The 20,486-nt window shown below is 38.0% G+C and carries 22 protein-coding genes; 4 read left to right on the forward strand and 18 right to left on the reverse strand.

Annotated features, from left to right (window positions below; all coding sequences use genetic code 11):
• Positions 1-141 precede the first annotated feature (141 nt).
• The 8 genes from QFZ80_RS01160 to QFZ80_RS01195 form a co-directional block, all read right to left on the reverse strand.
• Positions 142-777, reverse strand: a complete 636-nt coding sequence (locus tag QFZ80_RS01160; RefSeq protein WP_307544738.1) for a stalk domain-containing protein — start codon at positions 775-777, stop codon at positions 142-144.
• Between the two features lie 570 nt (positions 778-1,347).
• On the reverse strand, positions 1,348-2,190 hold the full coding sequence (locus tag QFZ80_RS01165; protein WP_307544735.1) for a tyrosine-type recombinase/integrase: 843 nt from the start codon (positions 2,188-2,190) through the stop codon (positions 1,348-1,350).
• 131 nt (positions 2,191-2,321) lie between these two features.
• The gene (locus QFZ80_RS01170) at positions 2,322-2,807 is read right to left on the reverse strand and encodes a hypothetical protein (RefSeq protein ID WP_307544733.1); all 486 of its coding nucleotides are present in this window, start codon (positions 2,805-2,807) and stop codon (positions 2,322-2,324) included.
• A 313-nt stretch (positions 2,808-3,120) separates the two neighbouring features.
• Positions 3,121-3,741, reverse strand: coding sequence for a stalk domain-containing protein (locus tag QFZ80_RS01175; protein WP_307544731.1), 621 nt, complete (start codon positions 3,739-3,741; stop codon positions 3,121-3,123).
• A gap of 202 nt (positions 3,742-3,943) precedes the next feature.
• Positions 3,944-4,708 (reverse strand): hypothetical protein, encoded by a 765-nt coding sequence (locus QFZ80_RS01180; protein WP_307544729.1) that lies wholly within the window; start codon positions 4,706-4,708, stop codon positions 3,944-3,946.
• Between the two features lie 382 nt (positions 4,709-5,090).
• Positions 5,091-5,726: a stalk domain-containing protein gene (locus tag QFZ80_RS01185; protein WP_307556834.1), complete on the reverse strand. Its 636-nt coding sequence runs from the start codon at positions 5,724-5,726 to the stop codon at positions 5,091-5,093.
• Positions 5,727-5,994: 268 nt separating this feature from the next.
• Positions 5,995-6,546, reverse strand: coding sequence for a hypothetical protein (locus tag QFZ80_RS01190; RefSeq protein WP_307544725.1), 552 nt, complete (start codon positions 6,544-6,546; stop codon positions 5,995-5,997).
• A gap of 304 nt (positions 6,547-6,850) precedes the next feature.
• Complete coding sequence (locus tag QFZ80_RS01195) at positions 6,851-7,246, reverse strand: hypothetical protein (protein WP_307443021.1); 396 nt, start codon at positions 7,244-7,246, stop codon at positions 6,851-6,853.
• A 184-nt stretch (positions 7,247-7,430) separates the two neighbouring features.
• Between QFZ80_RS01195 and QFZ80_RS01200 the strand changes: the two genes are divergently transcribed.
• A complete protein-coding gene (locus QFZ80_RS01200; protein WP_307544723.1) occupies positions 7,431-7,823 on the forward strand; it encodes a hypothetical protein in 393 nt (130 codons plus the stop codon).
• Between the two features lie 210 nt (positions 7,824-8,033).
• Complete coding sequence (locus tag QFZ80_RS01205; protein ID WP_307544722.1) at positions 8,034-8,435, forward strand: hypothetical protein; 402 nt, start codon at positions 8,034-8,036, stop codon at positions 8,433-8,435.
• 145 nt (positions 8,436-8,580) lie between these two features.
• Here the strand turns inward: QFZ80_RS01205 and QFZ80_RS01210 are convergent, their stop codons facing one another.
• From QFZ80_RS01210 to QFZ80_RS01255, 10 genes are all read right to left on the reverse strand, one after another.
• On the reverse strand, positions 8,581-8,994 hold the full coding sequence (locus QFZ80_RS01210) for a DUF3888 domain-containing protein (RefSeq protein ID WP_307544720.1): 414 nt from the start codon (positions 8,992-8,994) through the stop codon (positions 8,581-8,583).
• A 131-nt stretch (positions 8,995-9,125) separates the two neighbouring features.
• Positions 9,126-10,496 carry a UDP-N-acetylmuramoyl-tripeptide--D-alanyl-D-alanine ligase gene (locus QFZ80_RS01215; protein WP_307544913.1) on the reverse strand — a complete coding sequence of 457 codons (1,371 nt, stop codon included), beginning with the start codon at positions 10,494-10,496 and terminating at the stop codon, positions 9,126-9,128.
• 222 nt (positions 10,497-10,718) lie between these two features.
• On the reverse strand, positions 10,719-11,258 hold the full coding sequence (locus tag QFZ80_RS01220) for a hypothetical protein (RefSeq protein ID WP_307544718.1): 540 nt from the start codon (positions 11,256-11,258) through the stop codon (positions 10,719-10,721).
• A 176-nt stretch (positions 11,259-11,434) separates the two neighbouring features.
• Positions 11,435-12,373: a DUF3221 domain-containing protein gene (locus QFZ80_RS01225; protein ID WP_307544716.1), complete on the reverse strand. Its 939-nt coding sequence runs from the start codon at positions 12,371-12,373 to the stop codon at positions 11,435-11,437.
• A 261-nt stretch (positions 12,374-12,634) separates the two neighbouring features.
• Positions 12,635-14,335 carry a DUF4179 domain-containing protein gene (locus QFZ80_RS01230; RefSeq protein WP_307544715.1) on the reverse strand — a complete coding sequence of 567 codons (1,701 nt, stop codon included), beginning with the start codon at positions 14,333-14,335 and terminating at the stop codon, positions 12,635-12,637.
• Entirely contained in the window at positions 14,313-14,903 is a 591-nt protein-coding gene (locus QFZ80_RS01235) for an RNA polymerase sigma factor (protein WP_307544713.1), read from the reverse strand. The genes QFZ80_RS01230 and QFZ80_RS01235 overlap by 23 nt, the downstream gene beginning before the upstream one ends.
• A gap of 833 nt (positions 14,904-15,736) precedes the next feature.
• Positions 15,737-16,810 (reverse strand): S-layer homology domain-containing protein, encoded by a 1,074-nt coding sequence (locus QFZ80_RS01240; RefSeq protein WP_307544711.1) that lies wholly within the window; start codon positions 16,808-16,810, stop codon positions 15,737-15,739.
• A 277-nt stretch (positions 16,811-17,087) separates the two neighbouring features.
• Positions 17,088-17,507, reverse strand: a complete 420-nt coding sequence (locus QFZ80_RS01245) for a hypothetical protein (protein ID WP_307544709.1) — start codon at positions 17,505-17,507, stop codon at positions 17,088-17,090.
• Positions 17,508-17,680: 173 nt separating this feature from the next.
• Positions 17,681-18,118: an HIT family protein gene (locus tag QFZ80_RS01250; RefSeq protein WP_307544707.1), complete on the reverse strand. Its 438-nt coding sequence runs from the start codon at positions 18,116-18,118 to the stop codon at positions 17,681-17,683.
• 303 nt (positions 18,119-18,421) lie between these two features.
• A complete protein-coding gene (locus QFZ80_RS01255) occupies positions 18,422-19,063 on the reverse strand; it encodes a hypothetical protein (RefSeq protein WP_307544705.1) in 642 nt (213 codons plus the stop codon).
• A gap of 300 nt (positions 19,064-19,363) precedes the next feature.
• On the opposite strand from QFZ80_RS01255, the gene QFZ80_RS01260 reads away from it, so the two are divergent.
• On the forward strand, positions 19,364-19,756 hold the full coding sequence (locus QFZ80_RS01260; protein ID WP_307544703.1) for a hypothetical protein: 393 nt from the start codon (positions 19,364-19,366) through the stop codon (positions 19,754-19,756).
• Positions 19,757-19,966: 210 nt separating this feature from the next.
• On the forward strand, positions 19,967-20,368 hold the full coding sequence (locus QFZ80_RS01265) for a hypothetical protein (protein WP_307544701.1): 402 nt from the start codon (positions 19,967-19,969) through the stop codon (positions 20,366-20,368).
• Positions 20,369-20,486: the final 118 nt, after the last annotated feature.

Consider the following 20,486-nt stretch of genomic DNA (forward strand, 5'->3'; position numbering starts at 1 on the left):
TTAGTTCAAAGAAATCAAAAAGGAGCCGCTTCAATGCAGCTCAGAACTATAGTTTTCCTAGGGAGCTTAATAAACATAAGGGAAGTATCAAGTATAATAATCTCCTTCACAGATGGTCCCCGTTCATATGTTTACTGCTGATTATTCATACATGGCTTCAGATGTCGAACCATCTTGATTAAGAATGTACGAATAAGTTTTCCTATCTACATCAGTAACCGAACTAGTGTACCAGAATTGAATCTTTTCTAATTTGCCTTCGTTAGACCAATTAATCAATAATTGTCCCCGTATCTTTCCTTGTCCGAGACTTTCAAAATCAATATTACTTAAATCACCATATTGATAGTCTTGAGTTGCCATGTAATCATATCTCCATACTGCTTGCTGATTATCTTCATTTGGTCTTTCTACTACTGGCTCACCAATAAGTTCTTTAACATATCTTTGATCATTACCTACATTCAAACGAAAATGGATTAGCCATACCTTTTTTGCAAATTCGTCGATGTTTGTAGGTTCATTCATGATGGAAACAACCTTATCTTTATCTAGATACCTTATACCTACCCCAAGACTCTCAGCAACAAATCGAATAGGTACATAAGCATGACCATTATAATTTAATGTGGTGTATTCACTGTCTAATTGTTTAGTTTGACCGTTAAACTCGTATCTAACTGGAAATAAGTACGCTTGAATTGTGTCAGAGGCATACACGGCAGTTGTCGCTGTTAAACCAATTCCGCAAATTAGACCTAAAAAGAACTTTTTCAAATTCATCACTCCCGATATTAATTTCTAATGAATTAGACGAAGCGAACAAGTAAAAAGTTTCCATTTATATCTTTCTTACTCTCAAGCAATATCACTAAACTGCCCGTTACTTCAACAGACTACCAAGTAACCTGGCTGGCAGCCTGTTGTTATTGATCTAATAGTTTCCCATTAGAGCGTAAGAAAAAGGTAACCACCTTTTTCTTACAGCCCTTATTGAACGAAGATTCGTATTTAGCTTTCCGTTTTTTTATTTAGTAAAATTGCTGTTATTAATGAAAGCTGTAGTGAAAGAACAATTCCAATTATAAAAACCATACCTCCATCATTGGCACTTGGCTTAATTGTAATACCAATTATAAAGAAGAGAATAATTGAAACAAATACTGAAAGTATGAAATAACCAAAGGTCATTTGATCACACCTTTTCTTAAGTATTTTGTTATAACTGTCTTCAGTTATGCAGATTATACCATAAACTGGTATTTGCAAGAATAACATTTATTGTGCTAATCTGCCCTATCGTATTATGAGGTCAAGTAAACCTCTAGGGGGTAACCGATGAAATACCTAAAAGTATCGACGATATAATTCTCTCCTACGCTCTCCGCGCAGCTGAGCATAAATCTGTGTAGTAGACGCTTTTTCATGCCCAAGCATACCCTGAATAAATTCTAGCGGTGCACCGTTATCTAGCAATTGACAGGCATATGTGTGACGGAATCGATGAGGATATACATTGGCATTAATTTTTCCGCGTTTTGCCAGCTTTTTTAATGACCAACGTATTGTTGGAATCGTCAATCGTCGGGTTGGATTCGTTTCGGTAACAAACAATGCTTTACAAGTATCTCCACGGCTCTCTAAGTATCTTTTTAACCAAACCTTACACTCGGTAGTAAAATAAACCTCTCTTTGTTTAGAACCCTTACCATTCACAATTGCTGAACAGTTCTCCCAGTTAACGTCTTCAATGTTTATTTTCTGAACTTCTCCTACGCGGCAGCCTGTGCAGTACAAAAATTCCAACAGAGCATGCTCACGGTGAGAATGACAGGTAATCTTAAGATGAATAACATCCTCCTCAACTAGGAATTTCGGAATACGTTTGTCCATCTTAGGCTCTCTCAGCTTGAGAGAAGGATTCCGTGTCATATGACCTTCTTCAAATGCAAAGCGAAAAAGAGATCGTACAAATCGAATTCGATGACCTAAGCTACTCGGTTTTAATCGCTCTGATACCCTTGCAAAGTAATCTTTTAACAAATTTAAAGATATTTCTTCAATCTCCATATTACCCAGTTCACGAATCAACATGTTGAGTTGTAGAAAGTATGCTTTCATTGTATGTGAGCTGAACCCCAGGATACGTTTGTCAGCTTCATACAGCATCCATAACTCCTTCAATGTCATAATAAAAACCCTCCCAAGTATAAGTTATCTCTAGCTTTGCTAGAATTTGGAGGGTTTAATCTTAATGCTTATTTTTATGCTAGCGTTACCTGTTAGCGTAGACAATGTTGCAGGCGAGCATCTAGATGTTCTTATTTTTCTTCTTCCCAACCTTCATTTATCCATTTATACAGTTCAGGTGATTCGGCTCGAATCTTGTTCGAATCATTTCTTAGTACGATTTCACTTTTAGCTGGGGTGCAGGTCTTTGAACCACTGCCGTCAACATTTGTTTGTGAAACACAGTCATACGCAGGTTCAACAGTTATCATCTTGCCATCATCCGTCTTTATGCTTATTACCATTGGGTAGCCATGCTTTCCATATTCCGTTTGACCACTGATAGGTTTTGAAGTGTTTATCCACCCAATAATTTTTGAAATGGTGGTTTTCCCAGCTCCATCAGTGTTTTGAAATAAAGGGGAATGTTTCGTTCCTGGCAAGCCCCCGACAACCTGTATTGACGATATATCTTCTGCCTTAAGCAACTGCCTATTTGAAGCATTTAAATTAGGGTTACAAGCAGACATGACAATTGTAATCAAAACGATAAATGGAACAACAACGATTTTTCTCATTAGCTCCCCCTTCAATACACGTTTTCTTTCACTGCACGGCCAATTTCTTTATAGCTAATGACATATTTCAATAGACGAAGTAAAGCTCAGGTAAGTTCCATTATTCAGCCTTTTAATTGAACATTAAAATAGAGACCCACAGCAACGGGCTGAGGGTCTGAGTATGTGTATTTAAAAGGGGGTCGAGTTTAATTATAGGCTTGATTCATTAATGCCACATGAATATAAGATATCATTTTTGTTACAATTACTTAACTCTCGTTACCCGTTAGCGTAGTGATAAAGCCCCATCTTTAATGATGCTTTTTCAGCTTTATTCGTATATAGCATCTGTGATTGAGCCGTCTTCGTATAAATAGTTCACGTGAATCCATTTATCTTTTGTGTACCACAATGCAATTCTTTCAACTTTGCCTTCATTAGACCAATGAATGAAAATCTGAGCTTTAATATCTCCTTGTTCAAGACCCTTAACGTCAATTTTGTTTAAATCATCGTATTTATATCCTTGAATCGGCGATATATCATATCTCCAAACCGCTTGTTCTGAATCATCATTCGTTCGTTCTACGCTCGGTTCGCCTAAAAGACCTTTTACATAATTTCTGTCCACTCCGTTAGTTATGCGGTATTGGACCAGCCAAACCTTTTTTGTTACTTCATCAACGTTAGTTGGCTCATTCATAATCGAAATCACATTATCTTTGTCTGCATACCTTATTCCAAGCCCCAAGCTTTCTGCTACAAAACGTACAGGTACATAAGCATGACCGTTATAGTTCAATACCGTATATTCACTGCCGATTTCTTTGTTTTGTCCATTCACTTCGAATTTCGCAGGAAACAAGTATGCTCGAATAGTGTCTGCGCCATATACAGCAGTCGTAGCTGTTAAACCAACTCCGCAAATCAGACCTAAAACAAACTTTTTCAAAATTCATCACTCCCCTTGTTTACTACTATAATTTATAGACGGAGCGAACAAGTGGTAAGTATCACCATTTATTCAATTTTTATTCAATCCACTTGCACGCAGGTATTCCACATTCCTGCCCGTTACTTCAATAACCGAAAAAGGAGCAGCTACAACGTAGCAAGCTCCTCAGCTAAAGTTCGCCGTTAGTTGAACGCGCTTTTCACTTTATTTTCTTAAATTTTTCCTCATTAGCTTTGTCGGTAAATTTTATCTGATCAAATGCAATAGTTTGTACAGGCTTATCACCATCTGAAGAAATAATCTTTAGGATAATTCCAGCTTGGTTATCAAACCAAATAGTTAGCCTATTTCCCAGTTTCCCCTCTTTACGGTCTATAACTATAACTGTAGAATCACGATCAAGGAACTTTTCTTCAACCTTTAACGTGGATTGACCACTACTAATGGCATTGTGAATAAACATTTTTGGATACAATAATTCGTTTACACCACCGATAGGTAGAAGTACTCCAAGTCCATTAATATCTGCTGGGGATAATTGACTTATTTCACCATCAGATCCTTTAATTTGAAAATTTGTTCCATCAAATATTGACTCTTCAAATAGATCCGGAGTTTTAGAATCTAATATGTGCTTCACGTAGAATCGGCTAGGCTGTTCGATAGCAAGTTCAATTAGCTCCTTTTCTCCAGTAGGCTCAAATGTTTTTATGATCTTTCCTTCTAAAGCTGAGTATTTATGATTCACATCCAGGAGTTTATTGATAATTGCTGAGATATCACTAACTCGTTCTTTTGTCTCACCGATTTGACCCGGATTATTGGGTTCAGCATAGGTCAATAAATTTGGATTTGACTCTTTTATTATAGGTCCGTCTTGTGTAGCCGTATCATTATTCTTTACATTGCAACCTACCACCAATAAAAAAATTATTATTGTGAGTAAAGACCACCTATGCTTCAATTGAACTTCCCTCCCCATATCAATATGTCTATATCTGATCTTCTCAACATCCTCACTTAGTAGAAGGCAAAAAGTAACCATCGGGAAAAAATGTTCTCTTCTTCAATGAGCATAAATCATCACTCCTCCTGCTTAAATAACAAATAATACCAATTGTTTAGACGATGCAAATATATTGATAGTTGCGTTAACCTCTCATACAGTAGCTTGAACTCAAGTTTCCAACACGTTCTACTGCCTTTTAATTCAAAGAAATCAAAAAGGAGCCGCTTCAATGCAGCTCAGAACTATAGTTTTCCTAGGGAGCTTAATAAACATAAGGGAAGTATCAAGTATAATAATCTCCTTCACAGACGGTCCCCGTTCATATGTTTACTGCTGATTATTCATACATGGCTTCAGATGTCGAACCATCTTGATTAAGAATGTACGAATAAGTTTTCCTATCTACATCAGTAACCGAACTAGTGTACCAGAATTGAATCTTTTCTAATTTGCCTTCGTTAGACCAATTAATCAATAATTGTCCCCGTATCTTTCCTTGACCGAGACCTTCAAAATCAATATTACTTAAATCACCATATTGATAGTCTTGAGTTGCCATGTAATCATATCTCCATACTGCTTGCTGATTATCTTCATTTGTTCTTTCTACTACTGGCTCACCAATAAGTTCTTTAACATATCTTTGATCATTACCTACATTCAAACGAAAATGGATTAGCCATACCTTTTTTGCAAATCCGTCGATGTTTGTAGGTTCATTCATGATGGAAATAACCTTATCTTTATCTAGATACCTTATACCTACCCCAAGACTCTCGGCAACAAATCGAATAGGTACATAAGCATGACCATTATAATTTAATGTGGTGTATTCACTGTCTAATTGTTTAGTTTGACCGTTAAACTCGTATCTAACTGGAAATAAGTACGCTTGAATTGTGTCAGAGGCATACACGGCAGTTGTCGCTGTTAAACCAATTCCGCAAATTAGACCTAAAACGAACTTCTTCAAATTCATCACTCCCGATATTAATTTCTAATGAATTAGACGAAGCTAACAAGTAAAAAGTTTCCATTTATACCGTTCTTACACTCAAGTAATATCACTAAACTGCCCATTAGTTTAATGAACCAAGGAGCTGCTATCGCGGCAAACTGTCCCTGATCATTGAACTCTCGATCCTAGTTTGCTATATGTTTCAACCTTCAAGAATTACAAATTCCACAAAAGGTAGCAAAGAATCATTAAAGCTGAACTTTTTAATTTCCATAATAATATGTTAATTTTCATTCTTCCAACCACCTTGAAGCCAATCATAAAGTTCTGGAGACTTTAAACGAATATGCTTTGACTCATAGTTGAAGACAATCTCGCCATTAGCAGTTGTGCATCTTTTTGTAACATAACCTTTAGCATCCTTTGTCGTGTCACAATTGTATGCAGGCTCAACAACAGCTATTTGCCCACTATTCAAATAGAAATTCAAAATATTGGGATAACCGTGTTTTCCCCAATTAGTTTCTCCATTAACTATCTCTGATGAATTTAGCCAACCCATAACTTTGGATATAACCTTTGTTCCTTTCGCTTCCTCATTCCAAAATGGGTTCGGCTTCTCATTACTCGGTAAACCACCTGCTACTTGTAACGAATTAACATCACCCGCATTTAAAAATTGTTGAATTGGTTTTGGCCTCTCATTAGTGCTTACTACTAATTGAACTGTCACTGGATTTTCAGTGGTTTTTAAAGCTACTGGAGATTGCGATGTGCAAGCAGTAATGACTGAAAATGACAAACAAGTAAGCAATGTTTGAATAAGATACTTCATTAAACTATCACCCCAAAACAAGTATTATTATGCTAGGTGTATTCATATTCCTATCAATATATGAAACTAAGCCAAATAATATTGCAGGTGTTTTGTTGTCATGCTTTTTTTAAACACCAGCAATCCCAATGAACAGGAAAATAAGTAAGTCGCCATATGTATCGATGTTAGTCACCCTCAAATGACTTCCATTTTTTCATAGAAAACAACCCTTCTTTCAAAGTCTTCCGCTTACTCGTGCAAAAGGGAGCTGCCGCGAAGCAAGCCCCTTAACTATAGTTCCTCGTTAGCTTAATTCCTCCAGTTATTGAATTACGTCACGGAGTGCAAGAGAATCTTCTACTGAAAGCTTTCTGTACAAATTTTGAGCCTCAATATAAACTTCCGCGAATTCATTCGTAAACCAAACATCATACCAAACAGATAATGCTTCACTACCATCAGTAGGTTCGAAATAAATTTTATAATCGGGCGGTATAGTCATGCTAATCTTCGATTTTTTCCAATCCCCTTTTTTTAACACCGATTTGATGGCTAGAACTGTATTCTTATCTGTAACCTCTTTGTGTTTTTCGTGTTTGTTTTCTGTTCCGGAGCGTTTGAGAACTACCAACTTGTCATTGTTTATCTGCTGTTTGCTTTGGCAGCCTACACATATAAGCATCATTGAAAAGATCAAAATTAAAATCGATCTACCCATTAAATCCCACCTCCTGTATTAATATATGAACGAAATCTATTAGCCAAAAGTTACAAAAGCTTTTTCGGGAAATTGTTAAACTAGTCTGACCGTTAGCGTAATACCTTTTTCAACTTTTGGACAAGGCAAAATGCTGTGAAGAAAAACATCGTCATGGGGCATATTATTTGGGGGTGAAAATTACATGTTTGGAAAGATACTCAGCTTACTTATCCTGTTTTGTTTTTTTACAACATTTGCACAAGCGTCACCATTAATGAAAATTGAAACCATACCTGTTCCTGAAGGTAACTGGACATATATTCCAGATGGTAGCGGGGAAATGAAAATTCATGTTACAACCTCTTATGCAAAGAAAATAAAAGTGTGGAGAGTTCCAACTGGAACGCAACAATGGGTAAATCGAAAACTCATTTGTGAAGAATCAGGCTTCAAAACTGATTGGATTTGTGTTTGGAAATATGATAAAGACGATACAATACACGACCATTTTGTAGTTGAAGTATTTGGTGAAGATTGGCGTATCCAAGATAGTATCAATGTCACTCGTAGACATTCTAAAAATCATCCTCAATAAAGTTTTGACTGATTGCGTTCTTCTGCCCTTAGCTTAACGCGGCTGCCGTTAAATATCGGCAGCCGCGTCTTGTTAGTTGTTTGAGCTATCATTCTGCGTTAGTTCAATTGTCTTTATTTAAATACCAAAAACTTTTGGGCACATTTTAAACACCTTACCCATGAATGCTGAAACTAACATTGGATATAATAATTGGCAGGAGGTGGAAAGGTGAAAAAAGTAATAATAATGAGCTTTCTAATACTAGCGTTTACGATGCCATTTGCTCAGGCGAACGAACTTGAAAAGTATCCTAGTAATGCGGAAAAAAATTTCCTTGGAGCTGACGATTATTATCATCAAGTGAATCGTAGTGAATATACTGAATATCCAGATTCCGTATTTAAACTCAGGGAGAAGGTTTTGTACAAGGATATTAACAAAGTGTTCTCCAATGTCCCTAAACAATTCAATACAACATCTGGAGTAGGTGACGGTGTTGGATATAATCCCAAAAGACAAGTGTACGTCTTTTTTTCTGCCAAATACGTAAATAAAAAACTTTTTTCTCAATATGCTGTTTATGATGCAGAGACTGGTCGAAAGATTTCATCAGCCAAACAAATACTTTAATTACGAGCTGCTTTTGCAGCTCCTTTTTTTTGAATATTTCACCACGCTCTTCTGCCTGTTAGCTTAAAAAGGAAATTCTTCACGAAACGAAAAAGAGGGCGCCATTGAGCGCCCTTCAATTCCATAGTAATCCTCGACGCGCCTGCTACCTCCTATAGTCTGGGTTTCCACATACGTAATTTGCTGGTTTGTCTTCGTTGATTGAGTACTCTTTAATAACCCAATTTCCCGTGGGATAATTGGATATTTTTACTGTGACAATGTCGTTAGGCGGGTTATGTGCACCTTTGAAAGTCATCGCTTCCAATGTTACCTCAAAGTAAAATTGACCTTGCTCTAATCTCTTAATTTCTAAAATTTTTTGGCATTGAATCCCCAAACCATGACCTACGCCAAATTGTTTATCAAGGACTTGAGATATACTTGGTAACAGTTCATGAATAAGTGCATCATGAAGGATCTCTTTTTGTAGCCCCTTAGCATTTGGCGATTCTGTATCAGCTTGTATTGATGATGAAAATGCAAAAAAGAGAAGAAGGAAGATTATCCATTTTTTCATTAGAACAACACCTACCTTTTTTGATTATTATCCCCATTGAACAGAATACTATTAAGTTTTTGCCTGATCGATGGCGCCCTCCAATACTGAACTATCGTTAACCGTTAGCACAATAAAGCACTCGCTTTGTATTATAATAAATTCTGCAATATCGTCTCCAATTGCATACCCCTCGATCCCTTCAGCAGGATTACATCGTCTTGCTTTACCATGTTCCTTAATTTCTTAGTTAACTCTTTTTTGTCCGGAAATGCCTGGACACAACCGTTGTGAAATCTTTTTTCTGCTTCTAATGCGATATGCTTACCGAGAGTGCCGACCGTATAAATAAAATCAATTTTAGTCGGATCAATATTCCTCCCTATGTCCCGATGAAATTCTTGCTCTTGTTCACCTAGTTCAAGCATGTCTCCTAAGACTAAAAACTTTCTTGCATAACCGGTTAATTCTTCAAAGGTTTTTATTGCAGCGGTCATAGAATTGGGGCTAGCATTCCATGCATCATTAATTATGGTAAATCCAAAGGGTGAGACTACCTTCTCCATTCTCATACCAGTTATTTTCAAATTTCTAAAACCCGCATCCATTTCGGCGGGACCTATACCTAGTATTGACGCGACAGCAATTGTCGCTAGTGCGTTTGACACATTATGTGTACCCAGCAGAGGTATGTAAAACTTATCGTCACCGACTGTAAAAAAGGATCCTTCTGAGTTTGTTAGAGTGGTTCCGACACAGTAGTCATTAGTGTCGCCTTCACCAAAGCAAATAGCAGAGATCGGTTTCTTGACTCTAATTATATTAAGTCCATTGGTTAACAATGGCTCATCTCCGTTGTAGATTAGAACTCCATTATCTTGCAAGCCATTGACAATCTCTAATTTTGCGGCAGCAATTTCTTCCCTTGATCCAAGACTCGATAAGTGAGACACACCAATCATAGTTATGACAGCAACATCTGGCTGAGCTATTCGGGAGAGTCGATCGATTTGACCACTCTCACTCATCCCCATTTCAATTACTGCAACTTCTGCGTTCTTATCTATATCTAATATGGTCAAGGGAACTCCAATTTGGCTATTTAAATTCCCCACAGTTTTATGAACTCGGTATTTTGTCTGCACCACGGAATTTATCATATCTTTTGTGGTTGTCTTACCATTGCTACCAGTAACACCAATTACTTTTATTGATAATTCCCTTCGATAATTAGCAGCCAGAATTTGAAGTGCTTTCAAACAATCATCAACATAAATTAGCGGTACATGAACAGGTGGGTTGGGATGATCCTTTTGCCATAAAGAGGCTATCGCTCCTTTAGATATTGCTTCCTCCACGTAATCGTGACCGTCCAATTGTCTTATAATTGGAATAAATAAATTATGTTTCTGTATTGTTCTAGAATCAATGGAAACACCTTGAATTATGAGGTCATCATATACATTAGATAGTCCATTCCCTTCGGACATCGTTTCAATAACTTTTAATTTATGGCAAATCACAGAACCACCGCCAATCAATTTTTTACTTACCGAATTATTAAGTTCTCTTACAATAAGCATATTCTTTCCATGTTAATACTAAACAAAATTATTTTATTAATTCAAGATAATCCCGTTACTTCAACAAAAAAGGAACAGTTGCTAGCCGCGGCGAACTGTCCCAAGTCTTTAACTAACGTTTCCGTTAGCTTAATCTAATAAGCAAAATGATATTTATAAATGTCATTGCTTCTGTGGTTCTTTTAAACGATCATTAATTATTTTATTCATATCAGTTTCGATCCATCGCTTTAAATCGGGCGATCTTAATCTAAAGACTTTATTTTCAAATGAAATGGTCACCTGATCACTTACTGATACTTCTGTTGCCATCCACCCGTTTGGGACTTCTATCGAAATGGAATCAAAAGCATCTACAATCCCTATTGATTTTCCATCTCGTGTCTTCATTACAAACTGATTTGGTCCGCCGCCAAAGGATACAGATTGATTACGTGCAGAACTTACAAATTCAGCATGTGAAAGCCAATAAGTAATTTTGGCAACTGTTATCTTTTGCATGTTATTATTTAAGTCCATCTGAATTGGTTCTTTATTTGGACCTGGTGGTCCACCAATATCTATTTCTGCCGAAATAACATCTTCAATAGTAGGGAACTCTACCGTGTTTTGCTTTCTTTTTTGACCATCTTGAAATAATGCAAGCCCTAAGATCAATGCGAGAAATATCACACATAAGATAGCCCCAATTTTATATTTCAATGTTATCTTGTCACTCCTATCATCTAATTTAACTTAACCAGTATAGAATATTAGACGCAATAGGAATTATCATAGTTGCATTAACCTGTTACTTTAATAAAAACAAAAGAAGAACTGCCGCGAAGCAAGCCCCTTAACTATAGTTCTGCGTTAGCTTAATGAGATAACATAAGTTCTTATTTATCATCTAACTTAAAGTAAAAGTCTTCTAGCATTATCGTATCTTTAAAATGTAAATACCACGTGTCTTCCTTCGCATTATAATTAACAGATTTCACTGCAATAATCTTGTGCATGTCCGTCTTTAATTTTTCTTCTTGAAGTGCCTTTTGTAGCATATATTCCTCTGTACGATCGGCTTCTTTAGGACGAACCGTTGTTTGTTCTATCACTTTGTGGGCAATTTCCCTGCCTGGGTAAGGCAGTGTGTAATTTCCACGCTCTGCCCATACTTTAACTTTATCGCCAATGACTAGTGTATCTGAAACATTTGAGAACCAGATTGCATTGTAAAACTCTTGACCCTTGCCGTGACTGTAATCAACAGCTACACTACTTACAACAAGTATTTCTCCTGCTTTCTTATCAACAATATAACCTTCAATTCCAGGTTCACCCAACCGATCCATTGCATAGAGGACATTTTCCCCAACAGGATCGGTTACATTATCATTAGGCTCTAAGTCTTGTGCATCGCTCCAATATATAACCGCCAAATTCTTTTGAAAAGTGACTTGAGGTTGCGCAGAGAACTTGACTATATCCTTAATTTGATCAAAAGCTTCGAGTCCTATTTTCCGTTCCTCATCTGATTTAAATTCATAAACGTAGAGGTTTTTCTTTGGGTTCACTTCTTCATGGAACATTAATGATGCTGTAAATATTGAAGGCTTTACCCCCGAGAGAATAAACATCTCGTGAGTCCCCTCTCCTTTTGATGCAAGAAATGTACCTTCTTCTTGCATTACTTGTTTAAAGTCGTCCAATTTCAAAAAATTAACTGGTTTTTCACTTACCTTTTCAGCTAATTGTTCATTAACTACCGCTTTCTCACCACAATCAGCAGTTAAAAATACAAAAACTATCGGTAAAATCCATTTTATTAGTTTATTCATATTGTTTCCCCTCTAAGCTGTCGATAGATTATAGAGTAATTAGAATTACAAAAAAAGTATTCCAAATTTTACTTTCATGCAATCATACCCTCTTCTTAGTTGCAATTCATCACTTATTCGGTTGGAAAATAGAAAATCCTTTGTTTATCCTGTGGGAATTTATTGTAAGTATTCTGCCCTCTACTTCAACAGACAACGGCAGCCGATCGTGTGCCGGCTGCCGTTATGTCGTGATTGAATTTAGTTACCCCAAAAGTGCATTTACTGTCGCTTGACTTCTTCCTTCATCGTTATGGACCAATCTACGTTGGTATAAAGTCGATCCACTACCGTGCGAATCAGCTGGAGCCGATCTGGTATTGCGGTTAGGCCTTCGGCACGGAAATCGAATGCCCCTCCTAGTTGTGCTCCGCCCAGTATTATATAACCATTTTTCCACCCTGATGCTTCCGTGGTCGAGGCACCGCGTTTAGTGATCATATAATCTTTGTTGTTATTAGGAAGTCTTAATATCCATTGGCTGTAGCTATCTTCATTCCGTAATCTTCCGCTCAGATGTAAGGCACCCTCGGCTTCTTTTCCATTTGTATTCGGTGGGGACTCTACTGTGAAATCTACTAACATGAGATTATCACCGTCAAATCGGAAAGGAACTGGTTGATCTTTTAAATTGGTAGGTTCAAACTGGACCGATGCACCATCACGTTCTGAGACAAAATAACCATCTAACACGAAAGTATAGGGGGTGTCTTGCGGCAAATATTTGAACGTATAGCTCCAATGCATCAATCCAGGCTTGTCGCCGGGGAGGTGGGACTCCGTCATCAAACTGTCTCTATGCCACCCCTTTCTCGTGTTGACACTATGAATCTCGGCTCCCTGCATATCCTCGAAATGAAACTTCAAGCCTTGTTGCTTCCATAATTCACCAGGTGAGCGGACTCGTGCTTCCTCATCGAGTTCGGTATCGAGCTCTAACCGGATACCCTGCACCATCCGGGTCAAGCTCTTCAAGCGAACCGTCATACCGCCCGGAGCTGTATAACTTCCCTTCAATGGAGTAACGGTCGTTTTTTTATTAGCTTCTTTCATATCGATTGAAAAATTGAAGTTCCATTGTCCTTTAAGATAAGGGACATTTTGGATTTCGTTGCCTAACTGGGTAATACGACCTTCTATCGTAATCCTTTCTGTTTGAAGAGGTTTTGGAAAGTTGGCGACCAGATAGTAATAATCATTCGTCATTCCCATGTCATACATATTTCCAACGATTTGTCCCTTATCGTCCCTAATCTTAATGCTGTTTTCCGGAGTCAAAACAAGCCTTTCTCTGTCATGTTTTCCATCTGGCCCGAACAACTGTAGTGCCAGGATAACTCTGGTAGGGTCTGCTACCGCTTCATCAATTTTGAAAGTGTAACCTTTATCTTTAACCTTAATGTTCGGATGCTCCACCAGACCAAACTCTTGCGCCCGAAGTAGCCCGATGTCGACGTTATCACGCGTAAATAGGGAACGGAGCGTCTCCGCCAGTGTTGGACCGGAATACAAAATTACGGTACTAAAAAGAATCAATAGCGAAGCCACTCCGATCGATAGCTTCCAAAAGTTTGCGCCTCTTTGCTTGAACAAGCTTTTTCCAGCATCTGTAGGTGGAGTTTCGTTGATGGTCTCGGGCTCATGTGAGCCTACGATCGTCGTCATTGTTGCTGGCAGCGATTCTTTCATTGTATATGTCTCCAGATCTACTTGCTCCAGCGCTGCCATCACTTTGGTAGTAAACGAATCAGGTAAGGCTTCCGAGAACAACCTTTGTGACCATCTTGCTTGCTGTTCGAGTTTGTCATGGTAAAGGGAACGGCACCTCGGGCAGGTGGCGATATGCTCGGCCATTTGTTGTTTATGGGACGAAGGATCTTCCAGGACGTATTCTTCCATCTCAACGGGGCTTAAGCATTCCATCGGTCCTCACCTCCTCGACAGTCATCATTTGTTTTAATCTCTTTTTGGCCCGATAAAGATCATTTTGGACTTTGTTTATTGGTACATCCAGAACTTCACTCATTTCCACGTAACTCAAATCGTTCGTATAGCGTAGCAGTAGCACGATCCGGTAATTGAGTGGCAACTGCTGGATCAAGACCTGAACCTCCGTGCGCTGCTCCTCCTGAAGCAGAACCATTTCCGGATTTTCACAAGGCGGATGATCGGGAGGTGGATCCGCTAGCCACTCCGTGTGATGTGATCTTCTCCGCATGTCTTTCAGCAGGTTAGCCGCTATGGTATATAACCATGCAGCAAAACTTTTATTTGTGTTGTGCGAAGCCAGTTTTCGGTATGCCTTAATAAAGGTCTCCTGAGTCAGGTCTTGGGCATCCTGGTGATCCGCCCCCATTCCCCTCAGTAGGCCGTATATTTTATTTCTGTATCGGTTCACCACAAAGGCGTAATCCTCTTTACGGCCATCAAGTACACTGCTAATCCATTGTATTTCACTATTTTTCTCATTTCGCTCTAAACATTCCTCCACTGCTAAGCCTCCTTGGAGTTCTATACTATATAGACGAGCAATATTAGCGAAAACTCTCACTCGGGAGACGAAACATTTTTTTTGTAATAAGAAAAAGCCGGCTTTCGCAATGGCCAGCTTTAAGTTATGTAGGTATAGTTATCCGTTAGTTGAACGACTATCGCTTTCAAGTTATCCCTTGCGGACTGGACTTTTTCCTGAAACAAACCGATGGTGGACCATCGGTCCACCATATACAAAGTTGCATTAAACTGCCCGTCCCTCAATAAAAACAAGAATCAGCTGCACCAGCAGATCTGCTCCTTGTTTTGTTCAACTATAGTATCCGTTAAATTTGGGTAATTTTTAGTTTTTTCTCTATTATATCTGTTTTCACATTCCTGCCTAACATATCATCTCAAAAACAGCCTCTAATTCATTCTCTTATTTTTGCGATCCAAGTCGTGTCATCGTCCAGATAAACGAGCACATGCATGGCGTCGATCCAGCGATTTGTCCCAAGCGGATATATGTTGGCTGTGCCTTCTGGTTTTCCGTATGAACTCATAGTTGATGTGGCGGAATCTATGATAAGCAGTATGTTATTGTCCCTCATATCTAGATAAATCTACGTCCAATGATTTTGTACTAGAAGATGAATACTGAGGCGAAACAGTCGTTGTGCTACCCGCATTAGAAGGGTTGGAGAAATCTACATATACCCTCGTCGTAGTTTGGGTGGAAGCATCTACTTCGTCAGATAAGAACGGAACTACTAACTCAAAGATCATTAAGCACAAGAGGAACCTAGTAAGAAACACGCTATGTTTCTTTTTCAAGGCATTGCCCCCTTTTTAGTTAGGCGACCCCAAAATTACTTGATGACCAGATATATCGAAACCTATCCCATTTTTGATATTATTTTTGGGATAGTAAGCTGAAACCCATCCTATATACTCAGCCGATTGTTTAAAAAGTATAGGGCTACGTAAAGGGTTGGTTGACACAACCAATCCACTAGCATCTTGAAGACTGAAATTCTGCATAACAGATATAGATGAATCCTTATTTGCAGTCGAATCCACCAGAACTCTTAATTGAACTGATACAACATAATTGTCTTCTAACTTACTGAATGGTGGTTTAATAGCAAGATCAATCAAATTCATATAAGGGTCGGCTAAATTAGAAGGGTCAATAATAATAACCTTCTCAATTTTTGCGCTCACACCCTGAGCAATAGCAACCCTCTCTCCTAAACCCATCGGTTTGAGACCCAACACCGACTTAATGTTTGTTCCCGTAGACATGACCTCTGCTTTAGCAACAGCATCCTTGTCTATTGGCAATGGATTACCGCTACGCTTCGTCAGGACACGTTCTACAATCGTCACCGATTCAGCCCTAGTAGTTGTACCATCCTCATCCAAAGCACCGTCAGACCTACCTTGAATCAATCCCATGGTTGTAGCCTCTAACATTGTTGCTCTTGGTGAATTGATATCTACCGCATGAACTGAAATGGAAGCCATTTCTGAACGTGTGATAGCATCATTCATCTTGTTAGTATTGAAGCTACCCCATAAGATTCCTGCGTCCTTCATGTTCTTGATATAAACATCATACCAATTATCACTTTTAACAGGATCGCTCTTAAGACCGATTGCGACTGAAATCATTTTGATGAATTCAGCGCGGCTTACTTGACGTTCAGGCCGAAAAGAGTTATCTTCGTAACCCTCCACATAGCCCTTTGATATCGCTGTTTCAATTGCTGTTTTCCCCCAGTGATTTCCAATATCCGTCAGAGTAACTTTTGAAGCTCCTACTTTATCAGCCAATGTGGGGACTGCATTCAATGCAGAGAGAAGTAATACACCTGCAGAAACAGTTAAAAATTTCTTCTTCATGTTCAGTAATTTTTTCATATTATCACTCCTTTAGCCCATTAAAGATATCTTTAGTGAAATAATGCTTAAATTTTGTTTATACTCTTGGTTAATCACATATAAGTATTCCTTTTCACCTATAATAATTTTTCTTGTCTTTTTCTTCATAATCTGAATACCTATTGAATTTGTTTTAGTTTTTTATACATAATTTATTCAAGACAGTCCCTACATTATCCTGCCCTTTAGCTTAATAAGGAAATTCTTCGCGAAACGAAAAAAGAAGACGCCATTTAGCGCCCCTTCAATTGGTTTTTCATAAACTTGGGATGCATTTAAAATCAGCCGGGCGTACATCCTTCTTGTAATTTACAAGATAATATAGAGCTGACACCGTATCGTTTTTTAAATTTAACTCAACGTACTCACCAGTGCTTCTAAGGATTCCAACCGTTATCTCAAAATACTTTTGACCATGTATGGCATCGACTGGCAGCTCTTTTGCTCGCTTTCTCGAAGCGGTTACTCGTTCATTAATCGAGACAATACGTATGCATTTGTACTGCGTGTATTGTTCGTGATAAATGCTTTGCAGAGAAGAATACACAACTGGATGCAATTGCTGTAATAAAGCTTGCTCAAGAGATTCTTCTCGCGGCTCAGCATATACGGTAGCTGCCCCAAGAACAAATAGTGAACTAGTTAAGATAATTAAATTAATCTTAAACGAACTCAACCGACATCACCTCAGAGATAGTTTCTCCAGCAATACGAATAAGTATGTAAAAAACAGGGAACAACTGGCGCAAACAATTAGATAGTCGCTAGCACTTCGACATCCGCCATAGTGTTAGGGGTCCCTGCGTTTAACTATCGTGTCCCGTTAGCTCAATGGGCACACCCATCAGTCTAAATCTTTATCTTATCGGTCGAGTTGAGAATAAGATACAGTTTCCGTGCGACATTAAAGGCATCTATTTCACTGCAAGACCAATCTTGTTTAATGAAATCCATCCCTTTTGTTGGGCTATCGCTTCTTCGAGGAATAAAATGTACATGAAAATGTGGGACACCATCAATCGTTACTAGTGAGTACACACGTTCTGCTTCAGTGACTTGTTTGAGGGCAGAATACAACTTCTTAATCAATACTCCGTACGATCCAGCTTCTTCTTCTGACATATCGGAAAAGTCGAGAAAGTGACGCTTGGATTCTAAAACTATTCGCCCTAAAACAGATTGTTGTGCAGGAAAATGGCAAACCATCCAGTGCTCATCTTCGTAAATGTACCCACCAGGTGGTTGGTTTATATTACCTAAATGCTTGTCACATATAAAACATGACATTTGAATCACCGCCTCATTTAATTGGTAATTGGTAATTCAGTAATGAAGTTTTACATCTCTCAAATTCCCCATAAAAATTGCTTTTTAATACGGGTCTAAGGCAAATTGTATATAAACGTATTGTTTGCGAACACAGCAAAAACCCAACTTGTTAAAGTACTAATTCGTGAGAAATATTGAATTTCCTTTTTATGTAATATAATGCAATTGCTCTTATTGTGCAATTCTGCCCGATAGCGTAACGAGACTGCCCTATCATTCACGTGGCAGCCTCGAGGGTGTTTTATTCAGCTAAAAGTTCCGTTAGTTTAATGACTTGCTCATATTAAATGGGATTTCATTTTTATAAGCTTTTGTGTATTTCTTAATTAGTTCTTTTTTTGCTTCTTCATTGGCAATTAGAATGTCGCCGTATACAGGTACTAAGGTATTCCAATTCTCTTCCTTCAAATGTTTCGTTACAAATAAATATGATTGTCCCTCGTGAAGTAATTGGTCATTTTCAATTAGTATTAATTCATTTCTTTTGAATCCACCTTGTTGATTTACGATTACTGTACCGTTAAATATACCTTTTACATTATCAGAAACTTCCACTTTAAATTGAGTTTCAGGAGCTCTATCTAATGATTTAGTACCATCCTTTTTTATAACTTTACCGACAAATACATTATCTGCCCACCCGACAAGTCTGCGTGTATCGGTTACATCAAAAGAGTTGGATGATGCGATTGTTCTGACAACAGGATTTTCCGGGTGATTGTTTGTAAAGTAGTTAGGTGCAAAAATCGCTAAAGCAAAAGAAGCAGCTATTATAGTGACAATAACAAATAACCACCTACGTTTAAAATTTCTCATCTCTAATTTTGCTTCGGTTACCCCTATTTTACTTTTTTCATATGGAATTTCAATTGTATTCAGTCCTTGTTTAAATTTATTGCTCATCTACACCGTCTCATTTCCTTTCTATACGGACTTTATTAAAGCTCGGTATAAAACTGTTTCCACATAATCCTATTGATTTATACTTATGACTTGGAATGTACATTCAATACGTGTGTGGTTTTATATTTTCAGTGCTACTTCCGTAGGAAGTTAAGTCAACCACTTAACGGCTTATTCATTGCAAGCATCCACCACGCTTTACTGCCCGTTAGCGTAATACCTTTTTCAACTTTTGGACAAGGCAAAATGCTGTGAAGAAAAACATCGTCATGGGGCATATTATTTGGGGGTGAAAATTACATGTTTGGAAAGATACTCAGCTTACTTATCCTGTTTTGTTTTTTTACAACATTTGCACAAGCGTCACCATTAATGAAAATTGAAACCACACCTGTTCCTGAAGGTAACTGGACATATATTCCAGAGGGTAGCGGGGAAATGAAAATTCATGTTACAACCTCTTATGCAAAGAAAATAAAAGTGTGGAGAGTTCCAACTGGAACGCAACAATGGGTAAATCGAAAACTCATTTGTGAAGAATCAGGCTTCAAAACTGATTGGATTTGTGTTTGGAAATATGATAAAGACGATACAATACACGACCATTTTGTAGTTGAAGTATTTGGTGAAGATTGGCGTATCCAAGATAGTATCAATGTCACTCGTAGACATTCTAAAAATCATCCTCAATAAAGTTTTGACTGATTGCGTTCTTCTGCCCTTAGCTTAACGCGGCTGCCGTTAAATATCGGCAGCCGCGTCTTGTTAGTTGTTTGAACTATCATTCTGCGTTAGTTCAATTGTCTTTATTTAAATACCAAAAACTTTTGGGCACATTTTAAACACCTTACCCATGAATGCTGAAACTAACATTGGATATAATAATTGGCAGGAGGTGGAAAGGTGAAAAAAGTAATAATAATGAGCTTTCTAATACTAGCGTTTACGATGCCATTTGCTCAGGCGAACGAACTTGAAAAGTATCCTAGTAATGCGGAAAAAAATTTCCTTGGAGCTGACGATTATTATCAGCAAGTGAATCGTAGTGAATATACTGAATATCCAGATTCCGTATTTAAACTCAGGGAGAAGGTTTTGTACAAGGATATTAACAAAGTGTTCTCCAATGTCCCTAAACAATTGAATACAACATCTGGAGTAGGTGACGGTGTTGGATATAATCCCAAAAGACAAGTGTACGTCTTTTTTTCCGCCAAATACGTAAATAAAAAACTTTTTTCTCAATATGCTGTTTTTGATGCAGAGACTGGTCGAAAGATTTCATCAGCCAAACAAATACTTTAATTACGAGCTGCTTTTACAGCTCCTTTTTTTTGAATATTTCACCACGCTCTTCTGCCCAATAGCTTAACGAGGCTGCCGATCATCGCGGTAGCCTCGTCATGGTATGTTTTATTGCGCT

Origin of the sequence: Paenibacillus sp. V4I7, assembly GCF_030817275.1 — a bacterium.
Lineage (GTDB): Bacteria > Bacillota > Bacilli > Paenibacillales > NBRC-103111 > Paenibacillus_E.

Excerpts from the sequence above, each read along its gene's own strand:
- QFZ80_RS01260 (WP_307544703.1), top strand. The coding sequence starts at position 19,364 with ATGTTTGGAAAGATACTCAGCTTACTTATCCTGTTTTGTTTTTTTACA.
- QFZ80_RS01230 (WP_307544715.1), bottom strand. The coding sequence starts at position 14,335 with ATGGAATGCTTAAGCCCCGTTGAGATGGAAGAATACGTCCTGGAAGAT.
- QFZ80_RS01195 (WP_307443021.1), bottom strand. The coding sequence starts at position 7,246 with ATGGGTAGATCGATTTTAATTTTGATCTTTTCAATGATGCTTATATGT.
- QFZ80_RS01225 (WP_307544716.1), bottom strand. The coding sequence starts at position 12,373 with ATGAATAAACTAATAAAATGGATTTTACCGATAGTTTTTGTATTTTTA.
- QFZ80_RS01190 (WP_307544725.1), bottom strand. The coding sequence starts at position 6,546 with ATGAAGTATCTTATTCAAACATTGCTTACTTGTTTGTCATTTTCAGTC.
- QFZ80_RS01165 (WP_307544735.1), bottom strand. The coding sequence starts at position 2,190 with ATGACATTGAAGGAGTTATGGATGCTGTATGAAGCTGACAAACGTATC.
- QFZ80_RS01240 (WP_307544711.1), bottom strand. The coding sequence starts at position 16,810 with ATGAAAAAATTACTGAACATGAAGAAGAAATTTTTAACTGTTTCTGCA.
- QFZ80_RS01200 (WP_307544723.1), top strand. The coding sequence starts at position 7,431 with ATGTTTGGAAAGATACTCAGCTTACTTATCCTGTTTTGTTTTTTTACA.
- QFZ80_RS01255 (WP_307544705.1), bottom strand. The coding sequence starts at position 19,063 with ATGAGCAATAAATTTAAACAAGGACTGAATACAATTGAAATTCCATAT.
- QFZ80_RS01250 (WP_307544707.1), bottom strand. The coding sequence starts at position 18,118 with ATGTCATGTTTTATATGTGACAAGCATTTAGGTAATATAAACCAACCA.
- QFZ80_RS01170 (WP_307544733.1), bottom strand. The coding sequence starts at position 2,807 with ATGAGAAAAATCGTTGTTGTTCCATTTATCGTTTTGATTACAATTGTC.
- QFZ80_RS01210 (WP_307544720.1), bottom strand. The coding sequence starts at position 8,994 with ATGAAAAAATGGATAATCTTCCTTCTTCTCTTTTTTGCATTTTCATCA.